Raw genomic sequence first — 18,777 nt, 5'->3', positions numbered from 1 at the left:
GCTCGATATGCGGATTGTTTAGTAGCCCTTTAATCTCGCTCAGAGATTTGCCGCTAAACTGCGCTGCGACAAAACCGTCAGCATCAACTTTAATCTCGCCGCCAAGCTGTTTCGCCAGCGCTTTAACCACGCCTTTTTTACTGTTATCAACTTTAATAATGACACGATCAGATGCTGACGCTGCAGCAGTAAAGCCCATCGCCAGCAACGTGGCCGCGGCAATAGCAGATATTTTGTTATGTTTCATTAACTTACTTCCTCTGGGTGTTACAACTTTGCCAGTGTGTAGAACTGACTATTTGTTATTGGTCGCAATAATCTGACGCTTTATCGTATTTGTGTGTTTTTAACGACACGATTCTTTGTGCCACAGAACCGGTCGCAAGGCAATAAGGCGGCTAAAACTTACCCGAAAGCGCGTTTACGTGTGATATTTGTGAAATAAGTTAGCGGCTTATCTGTTAATAAGTGTAATAAAGCTGGTTTGTTAACGGCGGTTCAGATGGCTGGGTTGCCAGAGTGGCTGGCGTGTCGCAATGTATAGCGGCGTGCGGCGCAGCAGAGTAACAGCGTAATGCTGAGTAACTGCAGAGGGACATCGCCAAAGCGGGAATAAGGTGTGACACCTTCTGTTAAACGCACAGTGTCGGTAAGTACTGCTTCGGTAAACTGGGGCGCGACTTTACTGATTTCGCCTTCAGCATTGACGGTTGCCGTCACGCCATTATTGGTGGCGCGCAGCAGCGGCCGGCCAAACTCCAGGGCGCGCATCTGTGCTATCTGTAAATGCTGAAGTGGGCCTATGCTGTCGCCAAACCAGGCATCATTGCTGACAGTCAGCAGTAGTTGAGTGTCTGCAGTCATGTTGGCCGCAATCTGGGCCGGAAAAGCGATTTCAAAACAAATTGCCGGCAGCAGATGATAACCATTGGCCACCAGATTGGGTTGCACATAACTGCCGCGGGTGAATGAACTCATGGGCAGGTCAAAGATAGGTGCCAGCTTACGCAGCCAGTCTTCCATCGGTACAAACTCTCCGATAGGCAACAAGTGATGCTTGCTGTAGCGGTTGCCATGGCCATAGAAATAGTCACCGTCGGTAGAGTCAGGGTTACGTTTACCCAGCACAATCAGGTTGTTCCAGGCTTGCTGGGTTTTAAAGTTGTAATCGAGAATGCCGCTGATGACTGCCGTGTTGGCATATAAAGCCGCGCGATTCAGATTATCCAGATAGCTTTCAGCCAAAGGTTCCAGCTGTGGTATAGCGGCTTCTGGCCATATCACCAGATCGCTTTGAAAATGGGGCCGGGTTAAATCCATGTATTTGAGCATCGTTGGCCATTCCTGCTCGGGTGCCCAGCGCAGCTCCTGCTTGATATTGCCCTGTACCAGCAGCACTGACAGGGTTTTATCGGTATGCTGCCAGCCTTTGAACGCCGTCAGCTGTGGGCTTACAGCAAAAATGATACCTGCAACAATAACATAGCTGTAACGGGCAAGTGGTTTTTGCTTGAATGTCAGCTGTGCCAGTGCCGCAGCTGAAAAAGCCAGCACAAAACTGATACCGGTTTCACCAATCAGAGGGGCTAAATCTTTAAGGCCGGCAGAGGTCTGGCTATAGCCGAGCGACAGCCACGGAAAGCCGGTGAGTAATACGCTGCGCAGCCATTCTGCCAGCGTCCAGCTAGCAGCAAACAACAGCGGCATCATGCGGTACAGACGCAGTTGGTAGCTAAGGCCACTGGCAAGTAGTGGAAACAGCGCAAGGTAACCCACCAGCAGAGCCATCAGGCCCAGACTGCCAGCCAGCGGCAAGCCACCAAACTGGTCTATGCTGACATGCACCCAGCTGATACCCACGCCAAACCACCCTAAGCCATAACTGAAGCCATACAAACAAGCTTGTTTGACTGACGTTGCACGCTGTACATAAAACACCAGTAATGCCTGTGTCAGTAGCGGCAGCCACCACAGGGTGTAGGGCGCAAATGCCAAAGTAGTTAAGCCACCCGCCAGGATCAGCAGAGCATAGGGTAATAACATTTTTAGCTTAGCGGCTACTGCGGGCAAGATGTCAGCTTTCCTCAGACTCAACCGGTTCTTTGGCGCGGATCACCTGCAACTGCACCAGACGCCTGCTGTTGGCTTTGCTGACTTTAAATGTCAGGCCTTGCAGTTCAATACTCTCGCCACGTGCCGGCATATGGCCGAAGGCGTGCAGCACTATACCGCCGATGGTATCGGCATCTTCTTCATCAAAGGTGGTATTGAAGGTTTCGTTAAATTCATCCAGTGGCGTCAGCGCACTGACCTGAAAAACGCGGGAAGCCATTTTCTTGATATCGTTTTCTTCTTCATCGTCGTGCTCATCTTCAATTTCGCCGACAATTTGCTCAAGAATATCTTCAATGGTAACCAGGCCAGATACGCCGCCATATTCATCGACGACAATGGCCATGTGGTAGCGTTTCTGGCGGAATTCTTTTAGCAGCGCATCAACACGCTTACTTTCCGGGATGATCACCGCCGGGCGCAGTAAATCGCGCAGGTGCCAGTCGGTAACGTTGGGGTCAAGCGCGAATTGCAGTAAGTCTTTTACCAGCAAAATGCCTTCGATATGATCTTTATCTTCGTTGACTACCGGATAACGGCTGTGGTTATTTTCCATCAGGATCGGCAGCATATCGGCTACCGTATCGTCGATATCAATGGTGGCCATCTGCGAGCGCGGCACCATGATATCGCGGGCCCGCATATTAGAAACCTCCAGTACGCCTTGCAGCATGCTTTTGGTATCGCTATCAATCAGGCTGCGCGTCTGCGCTTCACTGATGATGTCCTGTAAATCTGAAATATCCTGTGGTTCTGCGTTAAAAATGCTGGCGATCCGATCTAACCAGGACTTACCGGCAGAACCGCGACTAGAGTGGGGATTGTCGTCACTCATGGGTGAACTATTACTCCAAAAAATAAAAAAACCTATTCGTCATCCAACAAATAGGGGTTAGTAAAGCCAAGTTGCTGCAAAATGGTGACTTCTTCGGTTTCCATTTGCTCAGCATCGTCGTCATTTATATGGTCAAAACCAAGTAAATGCAAGCATCCGTGCACGACCATATGCGCCCAGTGCGCACTCAGGGTTTTATTTTGTTGCAGTGCTTCTTGCGCCACCACGGGAGCGCATATGACTAAATCGCCCAGCAGGGGCAGTTCAATGCCGGGTGGACACTGAAACGGAAAACTCAGTACATTAGTGGGTTTGTCTTTACCACGGTAATCGAAGTTAAGCTGCTGGCTTTCAGCGTTGCCGACAATGCGGATTGTTACTTCTGCTTCGGCCTGAAACGGTAATACCGCTGCATCCAGCCACTGCTGAAACTGCGTTTCAGTTGGCAGATCCGGCGCGTCAAACGCCAGCTGCAGGTCAAGGGTTATGGCCATTAGTCACCTTTTGCGGCCGTGGCGGCCAGTTTAGCGGCTTCATGCGCTTCATAGGCCATGACAATACGCTGCACTATAGGATGGCGCACCACGTCTTTGGCGGTAAAGTGGTTAAAACTGATTTCTTCCACAGCGCTCAGTACATCAATAGCGTGCTTTAAACCGGAATACTGGCCACGCGGCAAATCGACCTGGGTGATATCACCGGTGATCACGGCTTTAGAGCTAAAACCAATCCGGGTTAAGAACATCTTCATCTGTTCAACGGTCGTGTTCTGGCTCTCATCCAGAATGATGAATGCATCATTCAGTGTGCGGCCTCGCATATAGGCCAGCGGGGCTATTTCGATAATGCCGCGCTCTAAGTACTTTTCGACTTTTTCAAAGCCGAGCATCTCAAATAAGGCGTCGTACAACGGGCGCAGGTAAGGGTCGACTTTCTGCGCTAAATCACCCGGTAAGAAACCGAGTTTTTCACCGGCTTCTACTGCCGGACGGGTCAGAATAATACGTCTGACCAGATTGCGCTCCAGCGCATCAACTGCACAGGCTACCGCCAGATAGGTTTTACCGGTACCGGCCGGGCCTATGCCGAAGCAGACATCATGTTTTAGCACATTGGCAACATAAGCTGCCTGATTCGGATTACGCGGTTTAATCAGGCCCTTTTTGGTTTTCAGGCTAAAATCCTGTTGTTCACCGTCCTGTTGCTGATATTGAATGTCGTAGTTCTGACTAATCAGTAAATGCACCTGTTCCGGTGTAAGTTCGGCACCCGGGGCAGAGGTCGCGCTATACAACTGCTGCAGCACATCCAGGGCGGCGGCGACGTTGTCGGCCGGGCCTGCTACTTTCAGTTGGTTATCGCGGTGGCTGATGTCGACCAGTAAGCGCCGTTCTATATGCTTTAGGTTGTCGTCAAAAGGTCCGCACAACAGGGTTAAGCGTCTGCTGTCTGCGTCTTCGAGGGTTAAATCTGCCGTGTGTAAAGGGGTGCTCAAATGCCTGCCTCTGAATAAAAGGGGGCTATAAAGCCCCCGGATGAATTACGGTATAAAGGTTGTCACGCCAAGGGTGTCGGCCACAGGTTCTGTTTTTTGCCGGGCCAGAATTTGCTGTGGTGCTGTATCGCGGCGTAAGCCCATATCGGCTTCGGTGCGGATAAGCTCACCGCGTAATGAGTTACTGAACACATCCGTGATCCGCACATCAACAAACTGCCCAATCATGTCAGGTGAGCCTTCAAAGTTCACTACCCGGTTATTCTCGGTACGGCCGGTCAGTTCCATAATATTTTTCTTTGACGGCCCTTCTACCAGAATCCGCTGCTCAGTGCCGAGCATGCCACGTGCGATACGCAGTGCCTGCTGGTTGATACGGTCCTGCAGAATATACAGTCGCTGTTTCTTGGTGTCTTCAGATATATCATCCGGCAAATCTGCCGCAGGCGTACCCGGGCGGGCACTGTAAATAAAGCTGAAGCTCATATCAAAATCTATCGCCTGAATCAGATCCATCGTGGCCTGAAAATCTGTATCTTCTTCACCCGGGAAGCCGATAATGAAATCAGATGACATGCTCAGGTTAGGCCGGATGCGCTTCAGCTTACGGATTTGTGCTTTGTATTCCAGTGCGGTATGGCCGCGTTTCATCAGATTCAAAATACGGTCTGAGCCGCTTTGTACCGGCAGGTGCAGGTGATCAACCAGCTCCGGCACGTCGCGGTAAACGTCGATAATATCGTCGGTAAATTCGACCGGATGTGATGTGGTGTAGCGGATCCGATCAATACCGTCGATCGCCGCTACCAAACGCAGCAACTCCGAGAAGTGGCAGATGCTGCCATCAAACTTCTCACCGCGGTAAGCATTGACGTTTTGCCCCAGCAGGTTCACTTCGCGTACACCCTGCTCAGCTAACTGAGCAATTTCGAATAGCACATCGTCCAGCGGTCGGCTGACTTCTTCGCCGCGGGTATAGGGTACGACACAGAAAGTACAGTATTTTGAACAGCCTTCCATGATAGACACAAAGGCGGTCGGACCTTCGGCTTTTGGCTCTGGTAAGCGGTCAAACTTTTCGATTTCAGGGAAAGACACATCCACCACCGGTGACTTGGAGCCACGTACGGCATTGATCATTTCCGGCAGGCGGTGCAGGGTTTGCGGGCCAAAGACAATATCAACATAAGGTGCACGCTCACGGATGGCGGCGCCTTCCTGTGATGCCACGCAACCGCCGACACCGATCACCAGATCTGGATTCTTCTCCTTCAGCGGGCGCCAGCGTCCCAGCTGATGGAATACTTTCTCCTGCGCTTTTTCACGGATAGAGCAGGTGTTCAGCAGAATAACGTCTGCCTCTTCGGCTTCCTCTGTCAGTGTGTAGCCATGAGTAGAATCCAGCAGGTCAGCCATTTTCGATGAATCGTATTCGTTCATCTGGCAGCCCCAGGTTTTAATGTGCAGCTTTTTGCCCATTGCGTGTTGTTACCTGTCTTGTCACATCGAAAAAAGGAGCGTATTTTAGCCTGTTCGGCTGCGCGTTGCCAGCGTTGGCGTCAAAGCCTCAGAACAATCTTTGTCTGGTGGTGATATAGCCGGCATAGAAAATCACCAGTACACCGCCAAACCAGGCCGCGCTGACCGGTTCCTGCCAGAACAAATAACCAAACAGGCCGGCAAAGATAACACTGCTGTAGGTCCACATGCCGATATCACTGGCAGGGGCTACAGCATAGGCGCGTGTCATCGCAAGCTGGCCGGTGGCTGCTAACACCCCCATGCCGATAAATGCCAGCCAGACATCATTGTTCAGGGGTTGCCAGTAAAATGGCACCGGGATCGCAGACAGCACGGCTGTCAGCAGCGAAAAGTAAAATACAATACGCACCGCGGGTTCAGTATCCGACATATAGCGGATAGTGGTTTTGGTTACCGCAACCAGCACTGCTGACAGCAGCCCTACCAGCAATATGGCTTCGGCACTGCCATAGTCCGCAGGCAACGCCAGCAATACACCGACAAAACCCAGTAAAATACTGAACAGTGTCAGGCGGCTGGGGCGCTCTTTTAGCCAGAAACGTGCTATCACCGGTACAATAAAAGGCGATAGCAATAACACCAGCATGCCCTGCGCCAGTGGCAGGCGGGCCAGCACGTAGAAAAAGCAATACATTGAGATGATGCCAGTCAGTGCCCGGCTTAAATGCAAATACCAGCGTCTGGTTTTTAGCAGGCCAAAGCCATGTTTATACAAAAACGGCAGCATTAGCAGTAATGCGAAGAAATTCCGGAAGAATACCACCTGGACTTCAGACGCTGTGCCGCTGGTGAATTTGACGATGGCGCCGATACCGGCGAAGCAGGCTTCAGCCAGCAGTAACAGCAAGGCTCCTTTAACGAGGGGCGACAGCATAACAATCCGGGTGGCGCTCTAGGGGGACTCAGTATACCAGAGTCATTAACCGGTCTGGCATCAGTGGCTTAAAAGTTATCTCAGCGCCAGTGCAGCCTGGCGCATAGTGGTCAGAGGCTGGCATGTTCTTGCTGTAAAAAAGCAAACATATCCTGCTCTGGCATTGGCCTGGCGAACAGATACCCCTGAATAAGGTAACACTGACGCCTGCTGAAAAATGCCAGCTGCTGTTCGGTTTCAACACCTTCGGCCACACAGTACATGCCCAGACTATTTGCCATGCTCAGCATGGCTTCGATGATGGTTTCATCACTGCTGTCGATACCAATGTCCTGCACGAAACTGCGGTCAATTTTAATACCGTCTATAGGCAGTTCTTTCAGGTATTTGAGTGACGAATAGCCGGTACCAAAATCGTCCAGCGCCAGTTGTATGCCCAATTCACTTAAGGCCAGCATTGTATCTATCGCACTGCGGTGATCACGCATCAGCGCGCTTTCTGTTACTTCAAAGCGCAGGCAACAGGCGGGTAAATCGTACTTTTGCAGCAGACTGCGGGTATGTTCAGCCAGTGATGGCTGCTCCAGGTGTTGTGTTGACAGATTTACCGACAAGTACAACTGATGGCCGCTGTTGTGCCATTTTTTAAGATCGGCCAGCGCACGCTCCAGTAGTTGCTGCGTCATTTTGATAATTAAACGCAGTTCTTCAGACAGCGGAATAAATTCTGCAGGCGATATCAGCCCCTCGCTACTTTGCCAGCGTAGCAATACTTCCGCGCCTACAATGCAGTTGGTCTGGCTGTTAATAATGGGCTGATAGAAATTGACAAATTCGTCACTATGCAACGCATTACGTAAGCGGGTCTCACGCGCCAGTCGCATGTGGGCTTTCTCGTTCATTTCGGCGGTAAAAAACTGGTAGTTATTCCGTCCGGCTTCTTTGGCGTGATACATCGCCACATCGGCATGTTTCAGCAGCTCAGTAGCATTAATGGCATCTTCCGGATAAACGGCGATACCGATACTGGGTGACACACCAACGGTATGAGTTCCCAGTTGCATGGGTTCACTGACTACGGTAAGCATTTTGCGCGCGACATGGCTGATGTTGTCATCATTCTTATAGCCTTCGAGCAGAATGACAAACTCATCTCCACCCAGACGGGCTACCGTATCACTGTCGCGCAGCGTTGAGGTTAAGCGCTTGGCAACTTCTTTTAACAACAGATCACCAATGTCGTGACCGAGCGAGTCATTAATCTGCTTAAACTTATCCAGATCGATAAAACACAACGCCAAGCTGCGCTTGTCCCGACGCGCCTGATCGATACCGTGATATATCCTGTCCATCAGCAAGGCACGGTTCGGCAATCCGGTTAAGGCGTCGTAGTTAGCCAGGTAACGTAGTTCATCTTCAGCCATTTTCTGCGCGGTAATATCGGTAAATACCAGCACAAAGAAGGTTTGCTGTTGCTCACCTATGGCACTGATATTGATCAGCGTCGGCCGTTCGCGACCATCCGGAGTAATAACCTGTTCTTCCCCCTGCCAGTGCTGACCACTTTGCATACTGCGCAGCAGCTTGGTGTAAAAGCGTCGTCTGACCAGACTGATGCCAAGATGATGGGTGCGTGGCTGATCGATATATTGTTCCAGGCTACCAAAGGCAGTGGAAAATGACTGGTTGGCGGCAATAACCCTTTGTTGATGATCCAGTATCACTACCCAGTCACGGGTCTGCTGAAAAGCTTCGCCAAATAAGCGGGCTTTTTCCTGACTGGCCCGTGTTTCGGTAATATTACTAAAGGTGCCTAATACACGAAGTACTGTGGAGTTCTCATCTTGTTCGGTTGCTTTGCCGATGTCTCTGAACCATAACCAGTGGCCATCCCGGTGTTGCATGCGGAAGGTACAATCGAAACTTTGGTCCGGTTGCTGGATAAAACGCTGCCATTGTGCTGTGTAGTTGGCTTTATCATCAGGGTGGATCAGGGCTTCATGCTGCGGCAACGTCATCGGGTTCATATTTTCCGGATAACCGAGCATTTGTTGCACTCTGGAGGCATAGAACAAGTTAGTTTCGGCCTGCCACTCCCAGGCGCCGCTATCAACAGACGCCAGCGCCTGTTTTAACCGCTGTTCGCTCAGACGCACTTTGCGATGAGCCTGACGGATAAGATGATGCTGTTTACGACGGATGGACAGCAGGTAACCACCGACTGTCAGCACCAGTAAGATATAGGCTAGTATTGCCCAGGCCGACAGCCAGGGACTGGCTGATACATGCAAAAATATTCTGGCCGGTTCACTTTCCTGACCGTTGGTAGGCGATATGGCAACGACGTAAAAGGTATAGTCACCGCGGCTTAGCTGCGGAAACACGACTTTACTGCTTTGTTGCGCCGGATATCGTAATTGCTGTGCCCCTTCCAGCCAGAACCGATATTGCATTTTATGTGCATCACGAAAGTTCATGCTGCTGAAATTCAGTTCAATACCAAAATCCTGATACGACACATTAATATGGTGCTCATTCAGGTTGCCATGCAGCTGCAGCTGGGTACCGGTTTGTGTGCTGATACCGGTTATCACGGCTGACGGTTTAAGAGCTTCCGTGCTTAAGGCGTTCGTGTTAACCATGGTAACGCCGCGCATACTGCCAAACGCCAGTTTGCCATCGGGCAAACTGGTAGACGCAGCGCCATTATATTCATGGGTTGGCAGGCCATCCGCTTTGGTGAAGTGCTCTGCCTGCAGCGACTGAGGATCGAGCCGGAACAGGCCTTTATGCGAAGAAAACCAGATATAGCCTTGTTCATCACGCTGCAAGCCGTAGGCATTATCAGCGACGCTCAAGCTGTGCTTAAGCTGCAGCGAGTCCAGATCAAAGCCCATCAAGCCATGGCTAGCAAAGCCGACCCATAAAGTACCATAGTTGTCACTGACCATTGCATCCGCCTGCCGGTTAAGCTCAGGCTGATAGTGTGGGTATTGGTATAGCAAGCTGACTTGGCGCTGTGTGGTGTCATATAACCAAAGCTGATCTGCCGCTGATAACAGCAGTTGGCCGGGTTTTGCGGTTTCTCCGATAAAACCCCCGAATATCAGATTGCCAAAAACACGATCAAGTTCTGGTAATGGTTCCAGCTCACCGCTATCAGGCTGATAACGGTAATAGGCATTGTCGATGGCGAAATAAAACTGCTTGTTGAAACGGTAAGCGAAGCGGACCGATGATGCCAACAGCTGGGTGTCAGTATCATTATTTCCAGGCGGCAGGCTAAGCTGGTTTTCGTTGATATCAAATAAGCGCAACCCCGATGCGGTCTGTAACCACAGCTGAGTATCACTGAGCGGAAATATCGCTAAAATGGTACCGCTGTGCCAGACAGCTTTGGTATCACTATTGACCAGATACTGAGTAATCTCGCCTGAGGCCAGGTCAAGACGGTTAAGGCCATTACTGGTGCCAATCCACAAGATGTGATTGTCGGCTGCTTTCAGTGAATAAACCTTCTCGCTGCTCAGGCTATTTTGGCTATCAGCCTGGCGGCTAATGCTGCTAAATGCTGCACTGCGCGGATGCCAGTAATAGGCGCCATCGTCTCTGGAACCAAGCCAATAGCCACCGTAATTATCGGCAACGATGTCGAGAATATTGTTATCAAATAACCCCAGACCGCTTTGCGTTAGCTGCAACAGCAGGGCAATACTGTTGTCTGCCGGATCAAACTGATATAAACCCTGCTCAGTAGCAAGCAAGGCCTGCTCTTCATGCCATAACAGTTGCCATATATTATGCCGGGAAACATGTTGCTGCGGTGTGTAGATGTGCTCGTGCTGCAGATACTGCTGTATGTCGGCAGTCGCAATACTGTAAAGTCCTTCAACGGTTCCGATCCAGATACGCCCGTGTTTCAGCTCAAGATATTTAACGTGCTTTTGATCGTCATGGTTAGTGTTTTCAGCTGCCGCCATGGCAGGCGTCAGGTGGGGTAGCAGCGTGACCTTTTGATTAGCATAATCGAGAAAATATAAACCGTTAAAAGCCCCGATAAAAATATTGCCATCCTTTACCAGCGCAGTACGAAGCCAACCATTTTCCACACCCTGCTCAGACAGACTAAAAAGCCGCTGAGGCGTCGCTGTAGAAAGCGGTAGGCGATATAGCGCGTCATCCATCAGAAATAGCAAAGTTTCTTTATCATATTCCAGGATTGAAATAATACTGCCGGGCGCGGCTTGTTCATTGTTTGCCGGTTTTGGCATAGGCATAAACAGTTCAAATACGGCGCTATCCGGGTTAAATAAATAGATGCCAGCGTGGGCGGAAGCGGCCCAGATCCTGCCGCTGGAATCTTGTAGTAATTTATTAAAAGGCAGCTCTCTGAGCTGATAGCCTTCTGCGTTGATGTGGTTTATGCGGGTACTGTCGTAACGGTTAATGCCGCCGTCGGTGGCCAGCCAGAGAAAGCCGTCGTTATCCAATAACAAATCACGCACTGAACCCTGTGACAAACCCTGATCCGGCGTTAACGGCCGCAGCAGCGGCGCTGCGATAGTGCTGCAGACCACAAGTAACAAACACATACTCAGGCAGCGCAAAAAGTGCGGCAAAAAATTCACTGATACTCCTGTTGTAGCTTTATTAATTTTATTGGCGCTACATCTGCGGCTCGTGGCAAAACATATAACGAGATGGCACTGACTGTCCAGTGCTGTTGATGGCCTGATGTTTAATGTTTCAGTTGCCAGACTAACTGCAGCAGACTGCCGCCGGTAATCATGATCAGCAGATACAAATGCGAGAACTGCAACATGCTGATGGCGCTTTGGATGTCTTTCACCACGGGTTCGTTGGGTTGCACAATTTTACTGCGTTGTTGTTTGAGCCCGTTGTAATACACCGGGCCACCGAGGCTGCGGCGCAGCGCCGCACTGGCACAGCACAGCAGCCAGAAAGAGCTACGGTTAATATTAAAACGACGCGTTGTCCGGCATAGCTGGTAACTGCGCCATACACCATGCTGCAATGCCAACAGCAGGCAGCTTACTAACTTGGGGATGGCAGTAAGCAGCCCGGCCAGGCTGGTTGTCGGGGTGCCAAAATGACGGTACTGATCTCGTTTAGGGTTCCATTGCTGCTGCAGTTCTGTCAGCAAGCGATAACCCACTGCGGCCAGTCCGCCGCCTAGCAAAAATGCCAGACAAACCCCGACAACATGGCAGGCAGAGCGCAGTGTCAGGCTTTCCAGTAGTGCTTTAGTCAGGCCCATTTCACTGAGTGTTGTGGTTTTGCGGCACAGCAGTGGCTTTGCCTGCTCGCGGGCCAGCGTCAGCTGCCCGGCCTGCAGGCGCTGCAGCACTGTTTTTGCCTGTTGCTGCGTGCTATACCAATCCAGACTGGCATACAACAGCAGGGCATCAAGTACCAGAGGCAATTCTGAAAACAGATACAGACTGTACAGTAGCGCCATCGCAGGCAACCAGGCGACCAGAAGAGCCAAACTGCCTGAAATATAAAGCTGCTGCCGCGACCGCCTAGGATCGGGGTTCACTTTGGCCGCCAGCTGCTGAGCAAAATAGCGAAACAGCGTTAGTGGGTGGTACGCCGCTGGCATAGGTAGCAGCCAGGTTGCCAGCACGACCAGCAGCAAGATGGCAGGATATGCTGATAGCGCTGATGGCCAGGTTATGCCAAGCGGCCATGGCATATTACAGTGTCACCCCGTCCAGGCGCTGCAGCAGCTCCAGCACCATCGCAGAGCTGTTTTTCGAGGCAACTTCCAGATAGGCCTCAAAAGACTGTGGCGATTCTTTACCGGCAATGTCGCTTAAACTGCGGATTACGACAAAAGGTGTTTTCAGCATATGGCAAACCTGAGCTATAGCGGCACCTTCCATTTCTACTGCCAGCATGGTTGGGAACTGCTGACGAATAACAGCAATACGCGTCGGATCGCAGATAAAGCTGTCGCCGGTAGCAATCAGGCCTTTTTTCGTGTTGCAAAAGCCCAGCGCCTGAATACTTTGCTCTGCGGCACTGATTAATTTGGGGTGTGCAGCGAATGCTGGCGGCATCTGAGGTACCTGGCCGATTTCATAACCAAAAGCGGTAACGTCAACATCGTGATGACGTACTTCTGTACTGATGACGATATCACCGACATTCAGCTCTGGGTCAAAACCGCCGGCAGAACCGGTATTGATGACGGCCGTAGGCTTGAAATGCTGGATCAGCAGCGCGGTTGCCAGTGCTGAAGCCACTTTACCAATACCGGATTGCACCAGTACCACCTGAACACCCGCCAGTTCACCGCTGTAGAAGCTGTAGCCACCCAGTTCGGTGCAGCTGACATTATTAATTTGCTGGCGCAGCAGCGCCACCTCTGGCTCCATGGCGCCGATAATACCAATCTGTTGCATGTTGCAGTCTCTGTCATTACAAAGCTGCTAGTATAAAACGCCATGGCGGTAAAATCCCGCTTTTCATGGCGTTATCTATTGTTATTGTGCCAGTTGAATAGTCGCTGCCGCAGTATCTCCGGTCAGCTTACCCTGCTGGTAATCGCTGATAGCCTGCTCTATTTCCGCCATGCTGTTCATCACAAAAGGCCCGTACTGCACTATAGGTTCGCCTATAGGTGCAGCAGCCAGCACCAGCACACGGCTGCTGTGTTCGGCCACCAGTGTTAGGGTATTGCCGTGGGTCAGGACACCGGCATGGTGCTCAGGGACTTTGCGCAGTTCTTTGTCATCCTGCACCAGCACCTCGCCAGCATAAGGGTAGACAAAGGCATTGTGTGTGACCGGCAGTTGCAGGCTAAGGGTCTGACCGGCTTCCAACTGCAAATCGTAGTACTGCGGGTCTGTCGTCAGGCCCTGGATCGGCCCGCTTTGCTGCAGATTACCGCTTTGCAGGGTACCGGCAATCACTTTGGCACTGCCTTGAGGCAGGTTAAGTTGCGGGATCTGCGCGGGGGCAATATCAACATAAGCAGCGGCTTTCATTTTTTCTTTTGCCGGCAAGTTCAGCCAAAGCTGGAATCCTTGCATCAGCCCGGCTTCTTGCTGTGGCATTTCAGAATGAATAATACCCCGGCCCGCTGTCATCCATTGCACGCCGCCAGATTTAAGGTGACCGCGATTACCCAGATGATCTTCGTGCAGCATATGGCCATCAAGCATATAGGTAACGGTTTCAAACCCCCGGTGTGGATGCGGAGGAAAACCTTTAATGTAGTCGCCGGCCTTGTCTGAACCAAAAAAATCCAGCATCAGAAACGGGTCCAGCCTGGTGTGCGGATTCTGCCCCAGGCTGCGCTTTATTTTTACGCCGGCGCCGTCTGAAGCCGCAATCGAAGGGATCAGGCGTTGTAAAATTCTAGCTGTCATAACGTCCTCCAGAGTCATTTTCACCATTAAGCCTTAAGTTAATCGAAATGAAAACTGCATAATTAGCCCGTTAACTTTCTATAAAATAGAATGCTTATGGCTGTTATACAGTTCAGCCAGTGTTAATTCGCCGCCGCTAAGCTGTGTCCCAACAAACTGAGTAATACCCAAGATCTCTGCTACAGGGAAAACAAGGAGTAACAATATGAAAAAGTCTTACGTATTAGCAGGTATTATTGCAACTATGTTTGCTGCTGGCGCACAGGCAAATATTAAATGGGACTATGTTGGCGCAGGTTATACTGACGCCGGTGGCGATGGCCCTTATATTGAAGGTTCTTATCGCCTGGATGGTAACTGGGTGGTGGAAGGAACTTATACCCGCCTGTCAGAGGGACCTTTTGATGTGAATTTCGTGCAGGCTGGCGTGAACTACTTGACCGGTTTTAAACTGGATTTTTCACCTACCACCCAAACGTACGTGCTGGCAGGTATTGAGAATGCGTCTGGTGATGCTGACGATACCGGTGGTTACGCCGGTGTAGGTTTGCGCCACCCGTTAACACCACAGGTAGAGTTGTATTCTGAAGCTGCTTACCATTCTATCGGTGATGACCATGGCAGTTTAGCGGGTGGTATTGCTTTTTATTTAAGCCCGGACTGGGCTATTCGCAGCAATATTGCGCTGAACAGCGGCGACACTAAAAATGAATTCCGTTTTGGTGTGTCTTACCAGTTCTGATATACCTTTATATAAATTAAGAGCAGCGCCTAACGGCGCTGTTCGTGTTTTAGCAGCCAGGCTTTTTTATCCAGCCCGCCGGCATAGCCGGTTAGTGTACCGTTGGCGCCGATCACACGGTGGCAGGGCACTACTATCGCTATCGGGTTACGGCCATTGGCGGCGCCGACGGCCCGTACCGCTTTAATATTATTGATATCACCGGCGATGGTGGTGTAGCTGCAGGTGGTGCCAAAAGGAACCCTGCACAGTGCCTGCCAGACCTTATGCTGAAACGACGTACCGGCGGCATCAAGCGGCAGGCTGAAGCGGGTGAGGCTACCGCCGAAATAATCGCTCAGTTGCTGTGCCGCCTGCTCAGTCAACGCAGAGCGATGTTCCGCAGCAGTCTGGCTGACAAAGCGTATTTCGCTGATCCCGGCAGCTGACGCCGCGATTTTTACCGGCCCAAGTGGGCTGTCAATATATTGGGTATACATGCATTAGTCTCCTAAGCTAAACCATAACTGAAACGTCGCGTAGCTACGCCACGGTGCCAGATTGCTGTGCGCCAAAGCAACAGAACCGTTATCGGCATGCTTTGCCAGCGCTTTTTGCACCCCCAGGTCGCCGCCAAGCCAGATATCACTGTCAGATAAACCCCGTAATCTGGCATAGTTTATTGTCCAGGGCCCGATGCCTTTAATCTGCTGCCACTGCCCGGGATCGGCTTCAGGCTGCTGCAGCACAAAGGCGGCCAGCGCTTTTAACGTATCCCGTCTGGCCTGCGGCACCTTGATCATTTGCAGGTCGCTTTGTATCACTGCGCCGGGAGTGGGGAACAGCTTTTTATCCGCGGCTACAGCTTGGCCCAACGCCTCGACCAAGCGGTTAAGCTGGGTGCGGGCGCCTGCCACACTCACTTGTTGGCCAAGTACCGCCCTTACGCCGGCTTCCCAGCTGTCCCAGACGCCAGGTATGCGCAGACCACTGATGATTTTGTCAGTAAACAATGGGTGGTTTTGTAGCTGCTGCTCTATTTGCAGCATATTGGCATCTAAATCGAGTAAACGGCGCAGGTGCTGTACCAGATGAAACAGGCCCTGTTTGCCAGGCCAGTGAAGTTTCAACGTTAAACTGCTTTGAGAGCGTGGCGTAATATCAAGCCAGCCCGCCTGCTGTTGCCAGCTAAAAGTGCGGCCATAAGTTTGGCCATCTACCCAGTCGATACCGTTAAGTGTGCGCTGCTGCCAGAAATTCAGCATCCGTTGCCATGCCAGCGGCGGACGGTAGCTGAGCTCCAGTTCAATCATTTCACTACCAGTACTGCGATGGCGGCGGATACTGGCCGGCGTAAGCTGTAACTGTTGTTTAAACGCATCGTTAAAGCGGCGCAGGCTGTTAAAGCCTGACTGAAATGCTACGGCCGAAACCGGCAACGTTGTTTCATGCAGCAGTTTTTTGGCAAACAATACCTGCTGCATTAGCGCATATTGCTTAGGGGCAACGCCAAGTTGCTGCTGAAACAGTTTGCGCAGATAGCGCTCGCTAATGCCCAATCGCTGTGACAGCTCAGCCTGTGAATGTTGTTGCAGTGCGCCCTCATCAATCAGCCTTAGTGCACGTTGTAAGGTGGTTTGGGTACCCTGCCAGGCGGCAGAGCCCGGTGCGCTGTCTGGCCGGCAGCGCAGACAAGGGCGAAAGCCAGCCGCACTGGCTGCCGCTGCGCTAAAGTAGTAACTGACATGTTGTTCCGCTGGCGCTCTTGCCGGGCAAATGGGCCGGCAATAAATACCGGTGCTGCTGACGGCAGTAAAAAACAAACCGTCAAAGCGCGCATCGCGGGCCAGCCTGGCCTGCTGACAAGTAGTGGCCGATAACATGTTTTACCCGGTGTTAAGTAAACTTGATTGCAGTATATCAATATCAGCTACTGATACTGGCCGGATCCGGTACTGAATAGTAAATTAATGTTACTGCGACCTTGGTGGTATTGCGAAGTCGCTGTGCTGCCTTTAGTATCAGCGCATACCCTCTTTAACAGAGCCCGGCAGGAATTCAGTATGTTGCAGCAGTTTTTTATTCAGTTGAGTGTAGAACCGCAGAGCATCAGTTTTGAACAAAGTATCAGTCTGATTGATGCTTTGTATCATTTCACGCCGACGGCATTTAAGAACGGTGATCTGCATAATGCAGCCGGTGAGAATAACGGTTCATGCAAGATATTGGCATTTGGCCTGTTGCATCAGCTATCTGAGCCGCAGACATTGCACCTGTTTGGTGATTATTACCGCCTGGTACTGGAAACGCCGCAATCAGACGACCACCAGAACATCCGCAATTTTATCCGTACCGGCTGGAGCGGTGTTGAATTTGATCAGCGGCCGTTACAGGAAAAAACACCGCAGTAGCAAGGTGTGTCAGCGCAGATCCGCTGCGGCTTATCCTGCCTGACTTTGCGAAGCCAAAGCCCTGTGTTATTTTGACAGCCGTTTGTGCTGACAATAATAATCCAATTTTCAGGGTCCCCTATGCAAGAATCCAGTGTACTTATCACCAATGATGCCGTAGTACTTGGTTTAATGGCGGTCATTCTAGGCGCCGTATTTTATACCAGTCACAGTGATAACCGCTTTTTTAAAGCTTTTTACACCTATGTGCCGGCATTACTGCTGTGCTACTTCATTCCGTCGTTATTTAACAGTTTCGGCATTATTGACGGTGAAGGTTCCTCGCTATACAAAATGGCGTCACGTTATCTGCTGCCGGCCAGTCTGGTGCTGTTAACGCTAAGCGTTGATTTTAAAGCTATTCTTGGCCTTGGCCCTAAGGCGTTGATCATGTTCTTAACCGGTACGGCCGGTATTGTCATCGGCGGCCCGCTGGCGTTGCTGGCGATGGGATACCTGTTTCCACAGGAACTTGGCGGAGATGTCTGGCGCGGTATGACGACAATTGCCGGCAGCTGGATAGGCGGCGGGGCCAATCAGGCTGCAATGAAAGAAGTGTTTGATGTTGATGGCAGTATTTTCTCTGTGATGATCACGGTAGATGTGCTGGTGGCCAATGTCTGGATGGCGGTGTTGCTGTTTATCGCCAGCCGGGCCGAGTTTTTTGATCGTAAAAACGGCGCTGATACGTCAGGCATAGTGCACTTGCGCAAAAAGATTGAACAATATGAAGCAGAAAATGCCCGTATTCCTAATCTGACCGATATTATGCTGATTGTCGCCGTTGCCTTTGGTGTAACAGGGTTGTCGCATTTTCTGGCTGACATCATCGCGCCGTGGATTGAACGGGTAGCGCCGCAGCTGGCGATTTACAGCTTAACCAGCAGTTTCTTCTGGTTGGTTGTGATTGCGACGACGCTGGGCTTAATCATGTCGGCGACCCGGGTGCGTAATCTGGAAGCGGCCGGCGCGTCGAAAGTGGGCTCTGCCTTCTTATATATTCTGGTGGCGACTATTGGTATGCACATGGATGTCACCGCGATTCTGGATTATCCGCTGATGTTCTTAGTCGGTATTGTCTGGATGGCTGTGCACGCTGGCTTGCTATTGCTGGTGGCGAAACTGATAAAAGCCCCGATGTTTTACATGGCCGTGGGAAGCCAGGCTAATGTCGGCGGTGCGGCGTCTGCACCGGTTGTGGCGGCAGCGTTCCACCCGTCGCTGGCACCGGTCGGCGTGTTACTGGCCGTATTGGGGTATGGCTTAGGCACCTATGGTGCATACATTTGCGGCCTGATATTGCAGCAGGTTGCGCCGTAAAACAGCATTTTAACAGGGAGTGGCTATGACA

General features: G+C 51.2%; 15 protein-coding genes and 1 pseudogene. 3 read left to right on the top strand and 13 right to left on the bottom strand.

The window, feature by feature from the left end; genetic code table 11:
- From VIN66_RS01245 to VIN66_RS01195, 11 genes and pseudogenes are all read right to left on the bottom strand, one after another.
- Positions 1–247, bottom strand: a pseudogene (locus tag VIN66_RS01245) (alkaline serine protease); the annotation flags it as partial.
- Positions 248–498: 251 nt separating this feature from the next.
- A complete protein-coding gene (gene lnt, locus VIN66_RS01240; RefSeq protein ID WP_331922300.1) occupies positions 499–2,070 on the bottom strand; it encodes an apolipoprotein N-acyltransferase in 1,572 nt (523 codons plus the stop codon).
- A gap of 4 nt (positions 2,071–2,074) precedes the next feature.
- Positions 2,075–2,947, bottom strand: a complete 873-nt coding sequence (locus tag VIN66_RS01235) for an HlyC/CorC family transporter (protein ID WP_331922299.1) — start codon at positions 2,945–2,947, stop codon at positions 2,075–2,077.
- 32 nt (positions 2,948–2,979) lie between these two features.
- Positions 2,980–3,441 carry an rRNA maturation RNase YbeY gene (gene ybeY, locus VIN66_RS01230; RefSeq protein WP_331922298.1) on the bottom strand — a complete coding sequence of 154 codons (462 nt, stop codon included), beginning with the start codon at positions 3,439–3,441 and terminating at the stop codon, positions 2,980–2,982.
- Positions 3,441–4,442: a PhoH family protein gene (locus tag VIN66_RS01225; RefSeq protein WP_331922297.1), complete on the bottom strand. Its 1,002-nt coding sequence runs from the start codon at positions 4,440–4,442 to the stop codon at positions 3,441–3,443. The genes ybeY and VIN66_RS01225 overlap by 1 nt, the downstream gene beginning before the upstream one ends.
- Positions 4,443–4,487: 45 nt before the next feature.
- Positions 4,488–5,921, bottom strand: a complete 1,434-nt coding sequence (gene miaB / locus VIN66_RS01220; protein WP_134057245.1) for a tRNA (N6-isopentenyl adenosine(37)-C2)-methylthiotransferase MiaB — start codon at positions 5,919–5,921, stop codon at positions 4,488–4,490.
- An 88-nt stretch (positions 5,922–6,009) separates the two neighbouring features.
- Positions 6,010–6,858, bottom strand: coding sequence for a DMT family transporter (locus tag VIN66_RS01215; RefSeq protein WP_331922296.1), 849 nt, complete (start codon positions 6,856–6,858; stop codon positions 6,010–6,012).
- Between the two features lie 110 nt (positions 6,859–6,968).
- Positions 6,969–11,450, bottom strand: a complete 4,482-nt coding sequence (locus tag VIN66_RS01210) for an EAL domain-containing protein (RefSeq protein WP_331922295.1) — start codon at positions 11,448–11,450, stop codon at positions 6,969–6,971.
- Between the two features lie 146 nt (positions 11,451–11,596).
- The gene (locus tag VIN66_RS01205; protein ID WP_331922294.1) at positions 11,597–12,574 is read right to left on the bottom strand and encodes a cobalamin biosynthesis protein CobD/CbiB; all 978 of its coding nucleotides are present in this window, start codon (positions 12,572–12,574) and stop codon (positions 11,597–11,599) included.
- A 1-nt stretch (position 12,575) separates the two neighbouring features.
- Positions 12,576–13,286, bottom strand: coding sequence for a 5'-methylthioadenosine/S-adenosylhomocysteine nucleosidase (gene mtnN / locus VIN66_RS01200; RefSeq protein ID WP_331922293.1), 711 nt, complete (start codon positions 13,284–13,286; stop codon positions 12,576–12,578).
- A gap of 81 nt (positions 13,287–13,367) precedes the next feature.
- Positions 13,368–14,255: a pirin family protein gene (locus VIN66_RS01195; RefSeq protein ID WP_331922292.1), complete on the bottom strand. Its 888-nt coding sequence runs from the start codon at positions 14,253–14,255 to the stop codon at positions 13,368–13,370.
- Between the two features lie 205 nt (positions 14,256–14,460).
- Here VIN66_RS01195 and VIN66_RS01190 point away from each other — a divergent pair, with 205 nt between their 5' ends.
- Complete coding sequence (locus VIN66_RS01190) at positions 14,461–14,997, top strand: outer membrane beta-barrel protein (RefSeq protein WP_331922291.1); 537 nt, start codon at positions 14,461–14,463, stop codon at positions 14,995–14,997.
- A 29-nt stretch (positions 14,998–15,026) separates the two neighbouring features.
- Here the strand turns inward: VIN66_RS01190 and VIN66_RS01185 are convergent, their stop codons facing one another.
- A complete protein-coding gene (locus VIN66_RS01185) occupies positions 15,027–15,476 on the bottom strand; it encodes a methylated-DNA--[protein]-cysteine S-methyltransferase (RefSeq protein ID WP_331922290.1) in 450 nt (149 codons plus the stop codon).
- A 3-nt stretch (positions 15,477–15,479) separates the two neighbouring features.
- Positions 15,480–16,859, bottom strand: a complete 1,380-nt coding sequence (locus VIN66_RS01180) for a DNA-3-methyladenine glycosylase 2 family protein (RefSeq protein ID WP_331922289.1) — start codon at positions 16,857–16,859, stop codon at positions 15,480–15,482.
- Positions 16,860–17,039: 180 nt separating this feature from the next.
- On the opposite strand from VIN66_RS01180, the gene VIN66_RS01175 reads away from it, so the two are divergent.
- A complete protein-coding gene (locus VIN66_RS01175) occupies positions 17,040–17,387 on the top strand; it encodes a HopJ type III effector protein (RefSeq protein WP_331922288.1) in 348 nt (115 codons plus the stop codon).
- A 120-nt stretch (positions 17,388–17,507) separates the two neighbouring features.
- Complete coding sequence (locus VIN66_RS01170) at positions 17,508–18,746, top strand: DUF819 domain-containing protein (protein WP_331922287.1); 1,239 nt, start codon at positions 17,508–17,510, stop codon at positions 18,744–18,746.
- Positions 18,747–18,777 lie beyond the last annotated feature (31 nt).

The sequence above is a fragment of the Rheinheimera sp. genome (assembly GCF_036568245.1).
GTDB lineage: Bacteria > Pseudomonadota > Gammaproteobacteria > Enterobacterales > Alteromonadaceae > Alishewanella.
This window is presented reverse-complemented; position numbering and strand designations above follow the sequence as displayed.

What these genes read in the sequence shown, in the direction of transcription:
- ybeY (WP_331922298.1), bottom strand. Translation starts at nt 3,441, where the DNA reads ATGGCCATAACCCTTGACCTGCAGCTGGCGTTTGACGCGCCGGATCTG.
- VIN66_RS01195 (WP_331922292.1), bottom strand. Translation starts at nt 14,255, where the DNA reads ATGACAGCTAGAATTTTACAACGCCTGATCCCTTCGATTGCGGCTTCA.
- miaB (WP_134057245.1), bottom strand. Translation starts at nt 5,921, where the DNA reads ATGGGCAAAAAGCTGCACATTAAAACCTGGGGCTGCCAGATGAACGAA.
- VIN66_RS01170 (WP_331922287.1), top strand. Translation starts at nt 17,508, where the DNA reads ATGCAAGAATCCAGTGTACTTATCACCAATGATGCCGTAGTACTTGGT.
- VIN66_RS01185 (WP_331922290.1), bottom strand. Translation starts at nt 15,476, where the DNA reads ATGTATACCCAATATATTGACAGCCCACTTGGGCCGGTAAAAATCGCG.
- VIN66_RS01205 (WP_331922294.1), bottom strand. Translation starts at nt 12,574, where the DNA reads ATGCCATGGCCGCTTGGCATAACCTGGCCATCAGCGCTATCAGCATAT.
- VIN66_RS01215 (WP_331922296.1), bottom strand. Translation starts at nt 6,858, where the DNA reads ATGCTGTCGCCCCTCGTTAAAGGAGCCTTGCTGTTACTGCTGGCTGAA.
- VIN66_RS01190 (WP_331922291.1), top strand. Translation starts at nt 14,461, where the DNA reads ATGAAAAAGTCTTACGTATTAGCAGGTATTATTGCAACTATGTTTGCT.
- mtnN (WP_331922293.1), bottom strand. Translation starts at nt 13,286, where the DNA reads ATGCAACAGATTGGTATTATCGGCGCCATGGAGCCAGAGGTGGCGCTG.
- VIN66_RS01175 (WP_331922288.1), top strand. Translation starts at nt 17,040, where the DNA reads ATGTTGCAGCAGTTTTTTATTCAGTTGAGTGTAGAACCGCAGAGCATC.
- VIN66_RS01180 (WP_331922289.1), bottom strand. Translation starts at nt 16,859, where the DNA reads ATGTTATCGGCCACTACTTGTCAGCAGGCCAGGCTGGCCCGCGATGCG.
- VIN66_RS01210 (WP_331922295.1), bottom strand. Translation starts at nt 11,450, where the DNA reads ATGTGTTTGTTACTTGTGGTCTGCAGCACTATCGCAGCGCCGCTGCTG.
- VIN66_RS01235 (WP_331922299.1), bottom strand. Translation starts at nt 2,947, where the DNA reads ATGAGTGACGACAATCCCCACTCTAGTCGCGGTTCTGCCGGTAAGTCC.